Source organism: Reyranella sp. GW821-FHT12G01 (genome assembly GCF_058806575.1).
Genome location: NZ_JBXAPV010000001.1, coordinates 1,222,344 through 1,237,594, shown reverse-complemented (window position 1 = coordinate 1,237,594; position 15,251 = coordinate 1,222,344). Strand labels below are relative to the sequence as shown.

At 67.3% G+C, this 15,251-nt stretch carries 15 protein-coding genes; 4 read left to right on the top strand and 11 right to left on the bottom strand.

Translation table 11 applies throughout. The features are described from left to right. Positions 1 to 20: 20 nt before the first annotated feature. The 4 genes from lspA to AC1RP5_RS06060 all read right to left on the bottom strand — a co-directional run bounded on the left by lspA (position 21) and on the right by AC1RP5_RS06060 (position 4,656). A complete protein-coding gene (lspA, locus tag AC1RP5_RS06075; protein ID WP_493109709.1) occupies positions 21 to 503 on the bottom strand; it encodes a signal peptidase II in 483 nt (160 codons plus the stop codon). After that, positions 500 to 3,298 carry an isoleucine--tRNA ligase gene (gene ileS, locus AC1RP5_RS06070; protein WP_493109707.1) on the bottom strand — a complete coding sequence of 933 codons (2,799 nt, stop codon included), beginning with the start codon at positions 3,296 to 3,298 and terminating at the stop codon, positions 500 to 502. The genes lspA and ileS overlap by 4 nt, the downstream gene beginning before the upstream one ends. A 259-nt stretch (positions 3,299 to 3,557) precedes the next feature. Beyond that, positions 3,558 to 4,082 carry a hypothetical protein gene (locus AC1RP5_RS06065; RefSeq protein ID WP_493109705.1) on the bottom strand — a complete coding sequence of 175 codons (525 nt, stop codon included), beginning with the start codon at positions 4,080 to 4,082 and terminating at the stop codon, positions 3,558 to 3,560. A gap of 61 nt (positions 4,083 to 4,143) precedes the next feature. Further along, positions 4,144 to 4,656, bottom strand: a complete 513-nt coding sequence (locus tag AC1RP5_RS06060; RefSeq protein ID WP_493109703.1) for a hypothetical protein — start codon at positions 4,654 to 4,656, stop codon at positions 4,144 to 4,146. Between the two features lie 58 nt (positions 4,657 to 4,714). Here AC1RP5_RS06060 and AC1RP5_RS06055 point away from each other — a divergent pair, with 58 nt between their 5' ends. After that, on the top strand, positions 4,715 to 7,831 hold the full coding sequence (locus AC1RP5_RS06055; protein ID WP_493109701.1) for an adenylate/guanylate cyclase domain-containing protein: 3,117 nt from the start codon (positions 4,715 to 4,717) through the stop codon (positions 7,829 to 7,831). 243 nt (positions 7,832 to 8,074) lie between these two features. Here AC1RP5_RS06055 and AC1RP5_RS06050 read toward each other — a convergent pair whose 3' ends face one another. After that, positions 8,075 to 8,998 (bottom strand): bifunctional riboflavin kinase/FAD synthetase, encoded by a 924-nt coding sequence (locus tag AC1RP5_RS06050; protein ID WP_493109699.1) that lies wholly within the window; start codon positions 8,996 to 8,998, stop codon positions 8,075 to 8,077. 7 nt (positions 8,999 to 9,005) lie between these two features. Continuing rightward, positions 9,006 to 9,452 (bottom strand): MaoC family dehydratase, encoded by a 447-nt coding sequence (locus AC1RP5_RS06045; RefSeq protein WP_493109698.1) that lies wholly within the window; start codon positions 9,450 to 9,452, stop codon positions 9,006 to 9,008. A gap of 69 nt (positions 9,453 to 9,521) precedes the next feature. Between AC1RP5_RS06045 and AC1RP5_RS06040 the strand changes: the two genes are divergently transcribed. From AC1RP5_RS06040 to AC1RP5_RS06030, 3 genes are all read left to right on the top strand, one after another. Beyond that, complete coding sequence (locus tag AC1RP5_RS06040) at positions 9,522 to 10,547, top strand: phosphotransferase family protein (protein ID WP_493109696.1); 1,026 nt, start codon at positions 9,522 to 9,524, stop codon at positions 10,545 to 10,547. Positions 10,548 to 10,549: 2 nt separating this feature from the next. Beyond that, the gene (locus tag AC1RP5_RS06035) at positions 10,550 to 10,909 is read left to right on the top strand and encodes a DUF6285 domain-containing protein (RefSeq protein ID WP_493109695.1); all 360 of its coding nucleotides are present in this window, start codon (positions 10,550 to 10,552) and stop codon (positions 10,907 to 10,909) included. 64 nt (positions 10,910 to 10,973) lie between these two features. Next, positions 10,974 to 11,672 (top strand): ArsR/SmtB family transcription factor, encoded by a 699-nt coding sequence (locus tag AC1RP5_RS06030; RefSeq protein ID WP_493109694.1) that lies wholly within the window; start codon positions 10,974 to 10,976, stop codon positions 11,670 to 11,672. 110 nt (positions 11,673 to 11,782) lie between these two features. Here AC1RP5_RS06030 and AC1RP5_RS06025 read toward each other — a convergent pair whose 3' ends face one another. Genes AC1RP5_RS06025 through AC1RP5_RS06005 form a run of 5 tightly spaced genes read right to left on the bottom strand, consistent with a single transcriptional unit; the run spans position 11,783 to position 15,226 of the window. Continuing rightward, positions 11,783 to 12,916 carry a DSD1 family PLP-dependent enzyme gene (locus AC1RP5_RS06025; RefSeq protein WP_493109693.1) on the bottom strand — a complete coding sequence of 378 codons (1,134 nt, stop codon included), beginning with the start codon at positions 12,914 to 12,916 and terminating at the stop codon, positions 11,783 to 11,785. Further along, positions 12,913 to 13,545: an HAD-IA family hydrolase gene (locus tag AC1RP5_RS06020; protein ID WP_493109692.1), complete on the bottom strand. Its 633-nt coding sequence runs from the start codon at positions 13,543 to 13,545 to the stop codon at positions 12,913 to 12,915. Before AC1RP5_RS06020 ends, AC1RP5_RS06025 begins: the two co-directional genes overlap by 4 nt. Before the next feature lies 1 nt (position 13,546). After that, on the bottom strand, positions 13,547 to 14,047 hold the full coding sequence (locus tag AC1RP5_RS06015) for a PaaI family thioesterase (RefSeq protein ID WP_493109691.1): 501 nt from the start codon (positions 14,045 to 14,047) through the stop codon (positions 13,547 to 13,549). A gap of 1 nt (position 14,048) precedes the next feature. After that, entirely contained in the window at positions 14,049 to 14,471 is a 423-nt protein-coding gene (locus tag AC1RP5_RS06010) for a PaaI family thioesterase (protein ID WP_493109690.1), read from the bottom strand. Between the two features lie 8 nt (positions 14,472 to 14,479). Beyond that, positions 14,480 to 15,226 carry a TSUP family transporter gene (locus AC1RP5_RS06005; protein WP_493109689.1) on the bottom strand — a complete coding sequence of 249 codons (747 nt, stop codon included), beginning with the start codon at positions 15,224 to 15,226 and terminating at the stop codon, positions 14,480 to 14,482. Between the last annotated feature and the right edge of the window lie 25 nt (positions 15,227 to 15,251).

The window sequence follows — 15,251 nt, the reverse complement described above, 5'->3', positions numbered from 1 at the left end:
GTCCGCCGATCATGGCCGCTTCAGGGCGCCTGTTTCTTTTCGCCGATCAGCGAATCGATCAACATCAGTCCGACGCCGATCACGATCGCCGCATCGGCGACATTGAACGCCGGCCAGTGCCATTGCCCAATGTGGAAATCAGCGAAATCGAAGACCGCACCCCAACGGGCGCGGTCGATAACATTGCCGATGGCTCCCCCCATGACAAGGCCGATGCCCCATCCGGTCAGGGGTCGGTCGGTTCGTCGCAGCCACAGGAAAAGTCCGACGCAGACCGCGATCGCCACGCCCGACAGGACCCAGGGCGGCAAGGCCTGATCGCCGCCGAACAGGCCGAAGCTCACGCCGCGATTCCACACGATCACCAGCCGGAAGAAGCCGTCGATCACCGGCACGATGGCGCCGGCCTTGAGCAGGAAGCCCAGCAGAAGCTGCTTGGAGACCTGGTCCGCCACCAACGTGACGGCCAGCAGCGCCATCGCCTGGCGATCGATCCGCCTCATGCCGAAACCGCCTCTTCGCAGCGCAGGCAGAGCAGCGGGTGGGCGGCCGACTTGCCGACCTCCTCAAGCACCTGCCAGCAGCGTGCACATTTGGTGCCCTCGGCCGGGCTCGGCACCACGGCCACGCCCGCCACGTCGGGCAAGGTGAACGCGCCGGCCGGCGCCTCGCCCGCGACCAGATCGCCGCCGGAAGTGATGCAGATCTCCACCAGGTCGAGACCTTCCATCGCCTTCATGTATTCCGGCGAGACATGCACATGCGGCGCGGCCTGCAGGCTCGAACCGATGCGCTTTTCGGCGCGCTCCAGTTCCAGCGCGCCAGTCACGACGCGGCGCAGCGCGCGCACGGTCTTCCACTTCTCGCCGAGCGCGGCATCGAGCCAGCTCGCCGGGATCGTCGGATAGAGACGCAGATGCACGCTCTCGGCCTTGCCGTCCGGCATGTCGCCGGGACGCGCGAGCCAGGCCTCTTCGGCCGTGAAGCAGGTGATCGGCGCCAGCCATGCCGTCAGGAACGAGAAGACCTCGGCCATGACGGTGCGCGCCGCGCGACGGCGCAAGGTGCTGGCCGCGTCGCAGTAGATCGAGTCCTTGCGGATGTCGAAGTAGAAGGCCGAGAGATCGACGGCGCAGAAGTTATGGAGCTCCGTCGCGATCGTGTGGAAGTCGTAGTCGTCCACGGCCTTGCGCAGCATGACGTCCAGCTCGGCCAGGCGATGCAGCACCCAGCGATCGAGCTCGGGCATCTCGGCATGGGCCACCGCCTCGTCCGACGAATAGCCTTCGAGGCTGCCCAGCAGATAGCGCAGCGTGTTGCGCAGGCGGCGATAGGCTTCGGCCTGGTGCTTCAGGATCTCCGGACCGATACGCTGGTCCTCGGTGTAGTCGGTGCCGACCACCCAGAGGCGCAGGATGTCGGCGCCGTACTGGTCGCAGACCGACTGGGGCGCGGTGATGTTGCCCAGCGACTTCGACATCTTGCGGCCCTGCTCGTCGAGCGTGAAGCCGTGCGTCAGCACGCCGTCATAGGGCGCGCGGCCGCGCGTGCCGCAGCTTTCGAGCAGCGAGGAATGGAACCAGCCGCGATGCTGGTCCGAGCCTTCGAGATAGAGGTCGGCCGGCCACTTGAGCTGGTCGTTGCCTTCGAGCGTGAAGGCATGCGTGCAGCCCGAGTCGAACCAGACGTCGAGGATGTCGGTGACCTGTTCGAAGTCGGCGGCATTGTACTTGTTGCCGAGGAAGCGCTCGGGCGGGCTGTCGAACCAGGCATCCGCACCCTCGGCGCGGAACGCCTCGACGATCCGCTCCATCACCTCGGCGTCGCGCAGCGGCTCGCCGGTCTTCTTGTCGACGAACACCGCGATCGGCACGCCCCAGGCGCGCTGGCGCGAGACGTTCCAGTCGGGACGCGTCTCGATCATCGAGCGCAGGCGGTTGTAGCCGGCGCGCGGCACGAAGCGCGTCGCGTCGATCGCCGCCAACGCCTTCTCGCGCAAGGTGCCGCCGATCTCGGGGATCGGCTTGTCCATGGCGATGAACCATTGCGGCGCGTTGCGGAAGATGACCGGCGCCTTGGAGCGCCACGAATGCGGATAGGAGTGGGTGATGCGGCCCGAGGCGAGCAGCTTGCCGGCCTCGTCGAGCAGCGCGATGGACGTGCGGTTGGCATCGCCCTTCTTGCCCTCGGGCGTGTAGACGCGCTTGCCGGCGAACAGCGGCACATGCGGATAGTAGGTGCCGTCCTCGGCGACCGTGTCCGGCACTTCGACGCCGTTGGCGACGCCCAGCTCGTAGTCGTCGGCGCCATGGCCCGGCGCCATGTGCACGAAGCCGGTACCGGCATCGGCGGTCACGAAATCGCCGGCCAGCAGGCGCACGTCGAACTCGAAGCCCATGCCACGGAACGGATGGGCCGCGATCAGGCCTTCGAGATCCTCGGGCGCGATCTCGGCCACGATCTTCGGCGTGAACTTCGTTTCCTCGGCGACAGCGTCGACCAGCTCGCGCGCCAACAGCAGCTTCTCGCCGACACGGGCCTTGCTGCCTTCGGCGGCGGCCGCGACTTCGACCACGACGTAGGGGATATCCTTGCCGTAGGCGAGCGCACGGTTGCCCGGCATGGTCCACGGCGTCGTCGTCCAGATGACGATCGAGGTGCCGTCGAGCTTGCCGCCCTTCGACTTCACGACCGGGAAGCGGACATGGATCGTGTCCGACGTATGGTCGTGATACTCGATCTCGGCCTCGGCCAGCGCGGTCTTCTCGACCACCGACCACAGCACCGCCTTCGAGCCCTTGTAGAGGCCGCCGTTCATCAGGAACTTGCCCAGTTCCTTCACGATGGTGGCCTCGGACTCGTACTTCATCGTCGAGTAGTAGTTCTCCCAGTCGCCATCGACGCCGAGGCGCTTGAACTCCTCGCGCTGGACCGTGATCCAGTGATCGGCGAAGGCGCGGCACTCGCGGCGGAACTCGACCACCGGGACCTGGTCCTTGTCCTGCTTCTTGGCGCGGTACTGTTCCTCGATCTTCCACTCGATCGGCAGGCCATGGCAGTCCCAGCCCGGGACGTAGTGGCTGTCCTTCCCCAGCATCTGCTGGGTGCGCGAGACGAGGTCCTTCAGGATCTTGTTGAGCGCGTGGCCGATATGGAGGTTGCCGTTGGCGTAGGGAGGGCCGTCGTGCAGCACGAACTTCGGTCGGCCCTTGCTCTCCTCGCGCAGCCGGTCCCACAGCTTCATGTCGGCCCAGCGCTTCAGGAGTTCCGGCTCCTTCTTCGGCAGGCCGGCACGCATCGGGAAATCGGTCTTGGGCAGAAAAACGCTGGATTTATAATCAGTTGTCACAAGAAACTCGGCACTGAGAGGAGCGACGGGCGGCAGTCCCGGGGATAGCCGCCAACAGACAGGACGACCCGGCCGCGGTCAGCGGACCGGGCGGATAATTCGCTCCTGGGAGGCCCCGATAAACATAGGGCCGGCAATCTAGGGATGGGGGTCGGGGGGGTCAAGGCGGGGCAGCGTGGTCCCCCGCCCCCGCCGGCCCGCGTGCCGCCTACAGCTTCTTCTTTTTTGTAACCTTGACGGACTTCACCTTGTGCCAGTTCGGCGTGAACAACGTGATCACCCGCTTGGGTCCCGTGTCGACGACGGTGACATTGATGGCGTTGCTTTCCGTTGCGGAGAACGTGATCGATTTGATAGCCGGGGCACTTCCGGTCAGGACCTCGAGAACCGCCTTCACGAGCTTCTTGTAGTTGAGCTTGTCCTTCTTGCGCAGATCTTTCCAGAAAATGATCCAGCGCTTGTAGGACTTACCCGACGACGGATCGGAACCGGGCGTCTCGCCATCAGCCGAATCCGGGATGAGAATATCGAAGTATTCGAGCGTAATGGATCCAAGCGCGGGCACTTTGTTTTGCCACGACCCATCCAGGGCGTCGCGAAACTCCTTGGCCTCGTCGCTCGTCCCTTTCCAGTAGGCCAGCCCCATGGCAGGAGCCGTCGCGATCTCCGCGAATTCCGCGCTCATTCGAGCGCCGAGATACATGACCGCCTGACTGTTGAACAACATCCCCATGGCTGATCCCCCTTTGCCGCCCCAGCGACAAAGCAAACGCTACTGCAACCGAAACAGGCGATCAACTTTGCGAAGAAACTCGCGCGACCAGAGGATCGTGGCCGCTCAACAGCCTCTGACGATTTGCACAGGAAGTGTCCCCGGCGGGAGAAAGCGCGACCAGTTCCTGCAACCCCTTGAGTGCCATGCTTCGCCCGCGCGTCGGCCCGAAGGCTCGAACCATTCCTTCGCTCAAGGCCCATTCATCGGCACGCGCCTCACTGGAGAGCCAGAAGTAGGTGGGATCGAAAGGCGGCCCCGCGAGGTGATGGCCCGTCTCATGGGCCAGCGCATAGGCCATGCCGGCCCGGGTCACTTTCCGGTGCCGCGCCAGGCCGCCGTACAGGCGCACATGCTTTCGATTGCGGTAGATGAAAGCCTGGGCGTTCACCGAATCGCTGTACCAGGCCACCTCATAGACGATGTCGGTAAAGCATCTCTGGAAGACCGCGAGCAGTGCTTTCGCCCGATGCCGCGTTTGCGGGTGTCTCGCGGGCCTCAAATCAGCAGGATTCTGCGGGGAATCGACGATCACGGCACTAGGCTCGCCCGGACGATCCCGATAGCATAATGCGAGGTGGGAGAACCGCAAAGTGCGCTGTCTAGCCTGCGAGATCGACAACGCGCCGGGTGCCAAGTTCTGCGTCGATTGCGGCGCGGCGCTGGGACGGGTTTGTCCGTCCTGCGCGAGCCCCAATCCCGCGACGGCGCGCTTCTGCACGCAATGCGGCATCGGCCTGGTCGAGACCCGGGCGACGACGCCTCCGCAACCGGTCGCCGACGCCGAACTCAAGCAGATCACCGTCCTGTTCGCCGACGTCTCCGACTCGACGACGCTGATCGAAGCGCTCGACCCCGAGGAGGCCGCGAGCCGATTGGCGCCGGCCATCGAAGCCATGCGCGAGGCGGTGCGCCGGTTCGAAGGCTCGGTCGTGAAGATCCAGGGCGATGGCGTGATGGCATTCTTCGGGGCGCCCACGCCCCAGGAGGACCATGCGGTGCGGGCCTGCTGCGCGGCGCTGGCGATGCAGGCCGCGGTCAAGGCGCTGTCCGACGGGCCGCTGGCGATCCGCGTGGGCATCCATTCCGGCGAGGTGCTGGCGCGCACGGTGACGACCGACCTGTCGAAGACCTTCGACGCGACCGGCATCACGGTCCATGTCGCAAGCCGCCTCGAACATCTGGCGCCCTCGGGCGGAATTGCCCTCTCGCCCGCCACCCTGCGCGGGGCGCGGCAGTTCATCTCCGTCGAATCGATGGGCGAGCAGGCCATCCGCGGACTGTCCGCGCCGATGGAGGTCTCGCTGCTGACCGGGCTGCGACGCGGACGGACCAGCCAGCGTTTCAGTTCCGAGAGCAATCGCTCCGGCTTCGTCGGTCGCGATCGCGAGCTCGCCCTGCTGGAGCGCGGGCTCGAGCGGGCAACGGAAGGCGACGGCTGCGCCATCGGTCTCGTCGCCGACGCCGGCGTGGGCAAGAGCCGCCTGTGCTTCGAATTCGCCGAACGTTGCCGGGCCGCGGACGTGCGCGTCCTCGAAGGACGGGCGCTGGCGCACAGCAAGGCGACGCCGTTCGAGCCGGTGATCGACGTGCTGAAGGCCTTCTTCGAGATCGCGCCCGACGACCCGGTCGCCCGCGCGCGCGAAAAGGTCGCCGCCTCGCTGGAGCGGTTCGGGCCTGAGATGACGGCGGAGCTGCCGTTGCTCCTCGACTTCCTGGGCCTCGCCGACGCGACGACGGTGCGCGAGAAGCTCGATCCCGCGGCGCGGCGCGAGCGCCTCTACACGCTCTTCCGCCGGCTGGTGCGCCTGGCGAGCCAGCACACGCCGGCAGTCATCCTGGTCGAGGACCTGCACTTCCTCGACAGCGGCAGCGAATCGCTGCTCGAAGTGCTCGCCGAAACCCTGACGGGCACGCGCATCCTGCTGCTCGTCAACTTCCGCCCCGGCTATGCCGCGCCCTGGATGAGGGTCGAGCACTACGAGCAGATCTCCCTGACGCCGCTGCGCCAGGTCGCGGCCGACGAACTCATGCTGCATCTCCTCGGCGACGACGAGACGGTGAAGCCGCTGCTGCCGCTGATCGCCGATCGGGCGCGCGGCAATCCGTTCTTCATCGAGGAGCTCGTCCGCAAGTTCGACGAAAGCGGCCATCTCGCCGGCAGTCCCGGCGCCTACCGCCTCCTGCGCGCGCCTGACATGAAGCTCATTCCCGACGACGTGCAGGCCATCGTGAGTGCGCGCGTCGACAGCCGGCCCGAGCTGGAGCGCACCTTGCTGCAGACCGCCGCCGTGATCGGGCGCGAGTTCGCCGTGCCGGTGCTGGAGCATGTGACCGGCATTGCCTCGAACCTGCTCGCCGCCGCGCTGCACCGGCTGTCGACGGCGGGCCTGGTCTACGAGGCCGGCGGCTCGGTCGCGGGCGGCTTCGCCTTCAAGCATCCGATGGTGCAGGAGGTCGTCTACCGCTCGCTGGTGTCGGATCGCCGCCGCACCCTGCACGGGCAGGTCGCCAAGGATCTCGAGACGACGCTGCCGGATCCCAACGGCGCGCAGGCCGGCTTCATCGCCTATCACCTGGAGGAAGCCGGCAACGCGCCGATGGCCGCGTCCTACAACATGAAAGCCGCGATGTGGCACGGCACCCGCGACCCCGAGCAGGCGCTCGACGCCTGGAAGCGGGTGCGGCGTCTGCTGGTCGGTTTGAACCTCGAAGGGCCGGCGCGCTATCCGCTGCTGATGGCGAGCGGTCAGATCGTCAACTTCGCCTGGCGCGAGGGCCTCACCGCCGCCGACGTCGAGCCCTACTACATCGAAGCACTCGATATTGCGCGCTCGTTCGGGGACATGCGCGCGATCACGTTGGTCACGGCGGCCTATGCCCGCTCGCTGGCAAGCTCGGGCTCGGCCACGGACTATCTCGCCAAGGTGAACGAGGCGCTGGCGCTGATCGATCCGCAGAAGCATGCCGGCCTGCACATCGTGCTGACCACCATCCGCTGTCACGCCTATTGGCTGGCCGGCGACCTGCGGCGCGCGCTGGCGGACAACGACACCGCCCTTGCCGGCGCCGACAAGGTCGAGGAGCAGGACCAGCAGACGCTGGGCTTCCGCGTGCTGACCTGGATCAAGGGCATGCGCAGCAAGATCCTGGCGATGATGGGACGCTTCGACGAGGCGCGCGCGCTCGCCATGGAACTCATCGACGGCGACGAGGTCACCGTCGACGCCATGCATCGCGTGCTGGGCCACGGCACCATGACCGACATCGCCTGGGGCCAGAACGACCGGACCATCGCCACGCAGCACGCGACCGAGGCGCATCGTCTCGCCGAGAAAAGCGGCAATCCCTATCTCGTCGTCTATGGCCGCGCCTTCCGTGGACTGGGGCAAGCGGTCTGCGGCGAGCATTCAGAGGCGACCACCACGATCGGCGAGGCGCTGCGCTTTGCACGCGAGCATCATGCGGGCATGGAGAACGAAGCCCGCATGCTGGCCGATCTCGCCTGGGTGCAGCTTCGCGCCGGTCTTGCCGATCGCGCCCGCGCGACGGCCGAGGAAGCCGCCATGGTGGCGCGCAAGCGCGGCGCCAAGATCTGGCTCGCCTATGCCGAATGGCTGCTGACCGGACCGGAGACGCCCGCGTTCAAGGCGCTGGTGGACGAAACGGGGGCCGGCCTGCTGTCGGGCCTGGCGCCGCCGCGTCGCTAGGGTTTTTCCGACATCAACTGCTTCCCCATTCAAATGGGGAAGTGCCCCGTCATACGGGGCGATGGGGTCATGGGCCGAGCGAAGCTCGGCCGCTGAGCGGCAGGACATCGCAAAGCGATGTCCGGGAGCGCCGAAAAGGATCGTCCACTCATGACCCCTCCGTCGGCGTAAGACGCCGCCACCTCCCCATTTGAATGGGGAGGAAAGTGATTCTGCTTCGCTCTTAAAGACTCTAGCCGGCGATCAGGAGAGGATCTTCCGCGCCGCCTGCCCGTCGGCCGCGATCTGGGCCTTCAGTGCGTCGAGGCCGGCGAACTTCATCTCGGGGCGGATGAAATCGACCAGCGCGACGCGCAGGACCTTGCCGTAGAGGTCGCCCGCGAAGTCGAACAGGTGGACCTCGAAATTCTCCTGCAGTTTGCCGAAGGTCGGGCGCTTGCCGAGGTTGGCGACGCCGTTGCGCCAGGTCCCATCGACCAGCGCGCGTACCGCGTAGACGCCGAAGCGCGGGCGCAGGTGTTCGCCCAAGCCGACGTTGGCGGTCGGAAATCCAATGGTGCGGCCGCGCTGGTCGCCCAGCTCGACGGTGCCCTCGATCTCCCAGTCGCGGCCTAAAAGCTCGGCCGCCTCGCTCGCCCAGCCGGCGCGCAGTGCCTCGCGGATGCGGGTCGAGGAATAGATCTCGCCCTCGTGCGTCACCGGATCGAGCACCGTGACGCCGAAGCCGCGCGCCTTGCCCTCCGCCCGCAGCATCTCGACATTGCCGCTGCGCCGCGCGCCGAAGGTGAAGTCGTAGCCGCACACGACGTGGCGGGCGCCCAGCCCCTTCAGCAGCACGTCCTCGATAAACGAGGCCGCCGGCAGGGCCGCGAAGGCCTCGTCGAAATGCTGGGCCAGCACCGCCTGCACGCCGTGCTCGGCCAGCAGGCGCGTCTTGGCCGGCGGCAGGGTGAGACGGAACGGGCCGGTGTCGGGCACGAAGAAGCCGCGCGGGTGCGGCTCGAAGGTGAAGGCGACGAGCGGCACTCCCGACGAGCCGGCCTGCTCGCGCGCCTGCGCCAGCAACGCCTGATGACCGCGATGCACGCCGTCGAAATTGCCGAGCGCGACCACGCCGCCCTTCCGCTCGGGCGGCACGGAACGCCAGTCGTCGAACACCGGGATCATCGTCGGCTCAAGCCGCGTCGCGCCGCGGCACCAGCACGACCGCCTCGCCGTCGATCACGACCTTGTCGCCGTTCAGGCACTGGGTCTTGAGCGTCACGCGGCGGCGCTTCTCGTCGATCGCGGTGATGGTCGCCACGGCGGTGATCGTGTCGCCGATGATGACCGGCGCCATGAAGTTCATGGTCTGGGAGATATAGACCGCGCCCGGGCCCGGCAGCTTGGTGCCGATCACGGTCGAGATGAAGCTGCCGCTCAGCATGCCGTGCGCGATGCGCTGGCCGAACCGCGTGGTGCGCGCGAAGCCGTCGTGCAGATGAATGGGGTTGGTGTCGCCGGATACGCCGGCGAAGGCCATGATGTCGGCTTCGGTCACGGTCTTGCCGAACATCGCCGACATGCCGGGCTTCAGGTCTTCCAGATACAGGCCGTTCATGGCCGCGAAGGCGCTCGACACGTTGCTTGATCTCCCCAGTTGGCGCGGTCCTCTTACCATGCGACGGAGCCTGTGCCACAGTCCCGGTAAATGACCGTTCACACGCCAACTGAAGCCGACACCGTCGCCCGTGTCCTCATCGACGCGACCAGCCGCCATTTCGGCAGCCCCGCCACCATCGAACGGCTGAGCCGGCAATCCGGCGGCGCCTCGCGCCAGACCTGGAGCTTCGACGCCCTCGTGAACGGCGAGCGCCATCCCCTGATCCTGCGCCGCGATCCGCCGGCCCAGGGCAAGACGGCGCGCGAGCGGGCCGTCGCCCTCGACCGCGCCACTGAGTTCCGCGTCCTGCAGGCAGCCCATGCGGCCGGCGTGAAGTCGCCCGAGCCGCTGTTCGAGCTCGCGGCACAGGATGCGCTGGGCGAGGCCTATGTGATGCGCCGCATCGACGGCATCGCCATCGCCCGCAAGCTGCTGCGCGATGCGCCTTACGAAGCGGCGCGCGGAAAAATCGCGGGCCAGCTCGGCGAGATCCTGGCACGCATCCATGCGACCGACACCGCCACGCTTCCGGGTCTCGTGCGCCGCGAGGCCGCCGATCACATCGCCGAGCTGCGTCGCTCGCTCGACATGCTGGGCCGGCAGCAGCCGGTGTTCGAACTGGCTCTCTCGTGGCTCGACCGCCGCAAGCCCGCGCCACTCGCGCGGCCGGTGCTGGTTCATGGCGATTATCGCACCGGCAACTATCTCGTCGACGAGACCGGCGTGACGACGATCCTCGACTGGGAACTCGCCCATCTCGGCGACCCGGTGGAAGACCTCGGCTGGCTCTGCGTGAAGAGCTGGCGCTTCGGCGCGATCGACAAGCCGGCCGGCGGCTTCGGCAGCCGCGAGGAACTGTGGGCGGCCTACGAGCGTGCCGGCGGCGGCAAGGTCGATCCCGCCCGCGCGCACTGGTGGGAAGTCTTCGGCACCGTCCACTGGGGCGTCATCTGCCTCAACCAGGCATTCAAGCATCTCTCGGGCTCCATCAAATCGATGGAGCATGCCTCGATCGGCCGCCGGGCCGTCGAGACCGAAGTCGATCTGTTGCAACTGCTGAAGCAGGGAGCCTGACCGTGGCCCAGGACCGCCCCACCGCCGCCGAGCTTTTAACCGCCATCGCAGACTTTCTGCGCGAGGAGGCGACGCCCGCCCTCGACCGCACCGAGCCGCGCCTCGGCTTCCAGATGCGGGTCGCGGTGAACTCGCTCGCCATCCTTGAACGCGAGGTCCGTTTGGGACCTGCCGCCGATGCGCGCGAGCATGAGCGCCTCGTCAAACTGCTCGGCCACGACGCCACGCTCGACGAACTGAACCACGAGCTGGCCCGCCAGTTGCGCACTGGCGAGAGGAACGAAAGCGACGCCACACTGATGGCCCATCTCGACGCCACGATCGCCGACAAGATCGCCATCGCCAATCCGAAGTGGCGTTGATGCTTCGGCACCCACCGAACCATTGACCATGGCGAGGTCGCGCGCGCGGGCCTAGATTTCCGCCATGACCACCGTGAACGCCCTTTCCGAGATCGCCGCCCTGATGGGCGATCCGGCGCGTGCCTCCATGCTGTCGCTGCTGATGGATGGCCGCGCCCATACCGCATCGGACCTCGCGCACAATGCGGGGATCACCGCGCAAACCGCGAGCGGCCACCTCTCGCGCATGGTCGAGGCCAACCTGCTGGCGGCCCGGGCCGAGGGCCGCAACCGCTTCTATCGTCTGTCGTCGCCTGACGTGGCGCACGCCATCGAATCGCTGATGGCGCTGGCCGGCACGCGCGCGGCGCCCGCGTCGAAGAGTGCGGCCTGGCGGCGCGATCCCGACCTCCGCTTCTGCCGCACCTGCTACGACCATCTCGCCGGTCAGGTCGGAATCGCCGTCACCGATTCGCTGACCCAGCACGGCCATCTCGAACCCAAAGGCCCGCGCGACTGGCAGCTCACGCCGTCGGGCGAACTGTTCTGCGACCGGCTGGGCGTCGACCTCGACACCGCGCGCAAGACGAGCTCGCGCCACTTCGCGCGGCAATGCCTCGACTGGAGCGAACGCCGGCCGCACATCTCGGGCGCGCTGGGCGCGGCCATTGCCGACACGTTCTTCAAGCGCGGCTGGGTCGAGCGGCTGCGCCGCAGCCGCACCGTGCGCCTCACCGATTCCGGCCGCCGCGCGCTCGGCAGCCACTTCGGCGCGACGGTTTAGAGCGAAGCGTCTCATTGGAGCGCGCAACTCCAGTTGCGCTCATATCGTGCTTGTCGACGAAGCTTGAGCGCAACTGGAGTTGCGCGCTCCATTTCGAGATCGTGTCTACGTTACCAACCCTGGAAGCGCGACCACGGTGTCGCCTCGCCCGAAGGCGTCACCGCGACATAGGACGGATACTGCGCGCCGGTCGCGCAGGCATGGTTGGGCAGGATGCGCAGCTTCGCGCCGATCGGGAAGCGCTCGACCAGGCTGGCATCGGCCGTGCCGTCGCGGCGCGAGACGATGCCGTGCTCCTGGTTCGCACCGGATACGATCAGCCCGTCGATCGTGTGGCCGTCGACGTCGCACACGGCGCCGTAGCCGTAGTCGATCTTCTGGCGCTGCGTACCGCGGTCGCGGCTCATCGCCATCCAGCCGGCATCGACGATCACCCAGCCCTTCTCGGGCTGATGGCCGATCACCGTGGTCAGCACCGACAGCGCCACATCGTCGGGCTTGCAGACGCCGACATTCGACATCACGAGATCGAAGAAGACGTAGACGCCCGCCCGTACCTCGGTCACACCTTCGAGATGCTGCGCGGAGATCGCGGTCGGCGTCGAGCCGATGCTGACCTCGGGGCAGGCGATGCCGGCCGCCCGCAGCCGCTCGGCCGCGCGCACGCACAGCGCGCGCTCCTGCTCGGCCAGCGCCTGCAGTGCCTGCGACGTGTCGAGGTCGTAGGAGCTCCCGGCATGGGTCAGCACACCCTTCACCACCATGCCGCCTGCCTGCAGGACCTTGCCGATGTCGATCAGCTCGGGCGCTTCGGGCTGCACGCCCGAACGATGACCGTCGGAATCGATCTCGATCATCACCGCGAAGGTCTGGTTCGCTTCCCTGCCCTTGGCCACGACGGCCTGGGCGGCGGCAACCGAATCGACCAGCAAGGTCAGCGCGCAGCCCTTGCGGATCAGCGCCAGCGCGCGGTCGAGCTTGTCCGGCGCGATGCAGACCGCATAGAGCACGTCGGTGAAGCCCGCGGCGAAGAACTGCTCTGCTTCCTTCAGGGTCGAGACCGTGATGCCCACGGCGCCGGCCTTTTGCTGGGCCCGCGCGACCTCGACGCACTTCGACGTCTTCACATGCGGCCGCAGTCGCACGCCGAGCGACGTGAGATGGCCCTGCATGCGCGCGATGTTGCCTGCCATGCGGCGCTCGTCGATGAGCGCGGCGGGGGTTTCGATGTCCTTGAGGTTCACGGGAGGCGTCCTTCGAGCCAGGGAATCAGATCGTCCAGGGTCGTGCGCTCCAGCGCGGCCGGCGGCGCGCCGTCGGGCCGCGCAAGACCGACCCTGTTGTGCCAATAGGTGCGGAGACCGACCGCCGACGTGCCGAACAGGTCGTAACCGGAACCCGCGACGAAGGCCGCATCCTGCGGTTCGACACCGAGTCGAGCCAGGGCAAAACGATAGGGTCGCGGATCGGGCTTGTAGAAACCCGCCTCCTCGGCCGTGACGATGACGTCCCACGGAATGTCGAGGCGCTTTGCGGCAAGCTGGCCCAGCCGCACCGAACAGTTCGTCACCACGGCGAGCTTGGTGCGGCCGCGCATTGCGTCGAGCGCCTCCTGCGCGCCGCTCCACACCGGCAACTCACCCCAACGTGCGTCCAGCGCATCGGCGGTGGCGTCGGACAAGCCGGTGGCGCGGGCCGCGTCCCGCACGAGCTGCTCATAAGGCACGTAACTGCCGCAGCCGTAGGTGAGCCGCAGATACTCGGCGCGCCACGACCGGCCGGCTGTTTCCGAGCCGGCCACGTCGTTCCACAAGGTCCAGGAATCGATCAGCGCCGTCAGCAGGTCGAACAGGACGGCCTTCGGCAGCGCCATGTCACGAGGCCGCCGCGGGTTCGGTGGGCTGCTTCGTGTAACCGGTCCCATCGCCCGACGAGATCTTGGCGATCGAGGAGGCGCGCAGGATCTTCTGCTCGCCCACGGTCAGGTAGATGTTGGTGAACAGCAGCGTGCGCGTCTGGCGGATCAGCTCGGCGCGGCCCTCGACCCAGTCGCCGACCCTGGCGGGCGCCACGAAGTCGAAGGTCATGCTGACGGTCGGCAGGAACTTGCGCAGTCCCGCGAGGTAGCCGCCGCCCATCGTGCCGACCAGGTCGGCCACCGTCATCATCATGCCGCCGTGCAGGCCGCCGGCCGGATTGCACATGTTTTGCTGCACGCGGATCGCCAGCACGAACTCGTCGCGCGTGCCCTTCTCGCCGCGCTTCACGTACATGTTGCCGATATGGGTGTTGAAGGTCGGCTCGGGCCGGCCGCGCGCGAAATCGACGAGCTTGAAGCCCTCGGGCGCATTATCGGGAATTTCGAAAGAAGACACTCTAGCTCCGGACTCTCAAAGGGCGTCCCGGCCGCAGCAGCGCGAAATCGCCCAACCCGGCCAGCACATCGTGGCGCGGACCATAGAGACGGCCCCTCACCTGCGCCACATGCTCGTCATGGCCCAGCAGCTCGCCCGTGGCTTCCAGCCAGTCGCCGACCCGCGCCGGCGTCAGATAGTCGAGCGTGAGCTTCAGGGTGACGGAGCGCCGGTCGATAGCGCGATAGACCACCGAGCCGAGGGCGGCATCGATGAAGGCGGCGAGCATGCCGCCATGCACGATGCCCAGCGCATTGGCGTGTTGCGGGCCCGGCCTGAAACCGCGCCAGACCTTGCGCCCCTCGACCTTCTCGAACCACGGGCCGTTGGCCGCGGTGAAACCGGTCGCTTCAGTGAGTTCTCGAAATCCTGCTGGAATGTCCACGCGCCATCTTAGGCAATCCCGGTCAGCAGCACCAAGCCATAGCCGACATAGTAGAGACCGAGCACCGTGATGAGCCGCCCTGCCCAGGTGCGAAACTGGCCGTCGGACAGGCGTTCGAGGATGGTCTTGCCGAGCGAAGTGCCCAGCATCGAGGCGCCGACGGCCATCGCCAGCACCCACGGCTCGACCGAGCCCGAACCCTCGATCAGCGCGCCGAAGTAGAGGAGCTTCGAGCCGTGGCCGAACACCTGGCACGAGGCCTTGGTCGCCACGATCTGGTGCCGGTTCATCGGCGAGCGCAGGAAGAGCTGGTCGAGCAGCGGTCCGGTGACGCCGGTGAGCAGCATCAGCGCCATGCAGGCAAGCCCGCCACCCAGCGCCTGGATCGGCCCCAGGGTCGCGGGCATGAGCTTCGCCGGCACGATCCGCAGCAGGAAGGGCGAGACGCCCAGCATCAGCAACGCGATGGCCTTCTCCGGCACGTAGAGGGTCAGCGACCAGATGCCGACCGCGATGAAGCAGCCCGTCACGTAGAACACCGTGATGCGCCACTGGATGTGCCGCCACCACAGGATGGCGCGCCAGCCGTTCGACGCCATCTGCGTCACCGCATGCAGCACCATGGCCATGGGCAGCGGCAGCACGAACAGCAGCACGCCGATCAGGACCATGCCACCCGCCATCCCGAAGATGCCGGACAGGAAGGCGGTGAAAACCATCAGGAGGCCGAGGCCCAGTGCCATGGATATCGTCATGGCCGTCACGCTAGGGCGCCCTTAT

Bases quoted from the DNA above. Each gene is read 5' to 3' on its own strand.
- lspA (WP_493109709.1), bottom strand. From the start codon at position 503: ATGAGGCGGATCGATCGCCAGGCGATGGCGCTGCTGGCCGTCACGTTG.
- ileS (WP_493109707.1), bottom strand. From the start codon at position 3,298: ATGCGTGCCGGCCTGCCGAAGAAGGAGCCGGAACTCCTGAAGCGCTGG.
- AC1RP5_RS06065 (WP_493109705.1), bottom strand. From the start codon at position 4,082: ATGGGGATGTTGTTCAACAGTCAGGCGGTCATGTATCTCGGCGCTCGA.
- AC1RP5_RS06050 (WP_493109699.1), bottom strand. From the start codon at position 8,998: ATGATCCCGGTGTTCGACGACTGGCGTTCCGTGCCGCCCGAGCGGAAG.
- AC1RP5_RS06040 (WP_493109696.1), top strand. From the start codon at position 9,522: ATGACCGTTCACACGCCAACTGAAGCCGACACCGTCGCCCGTGTCCTC.
- AC1RP5_RS06030 (WP_493109694.1), top strand. From the start codon at position 10,974: ATGACCACCGTGAACGCCCTTTCCGAGATCGCCGCCCTGATGGGCGAT.
- AC1RP5_RS06020 (WP_493109692.1), bottom strand. From the start codon at position 13,545: ATGGCGCTGCCGAAGGCCGTCCTGTTCGACCTGCTGACGGCGCTGATC.
- AC1RP5_RS06005 (WP_493109689.1), bottom strand. From the start codon at position 15,226: ATGACGATATCCATGGCACTGGGCCTCGGCCTCCTGATGGTTTTCACC.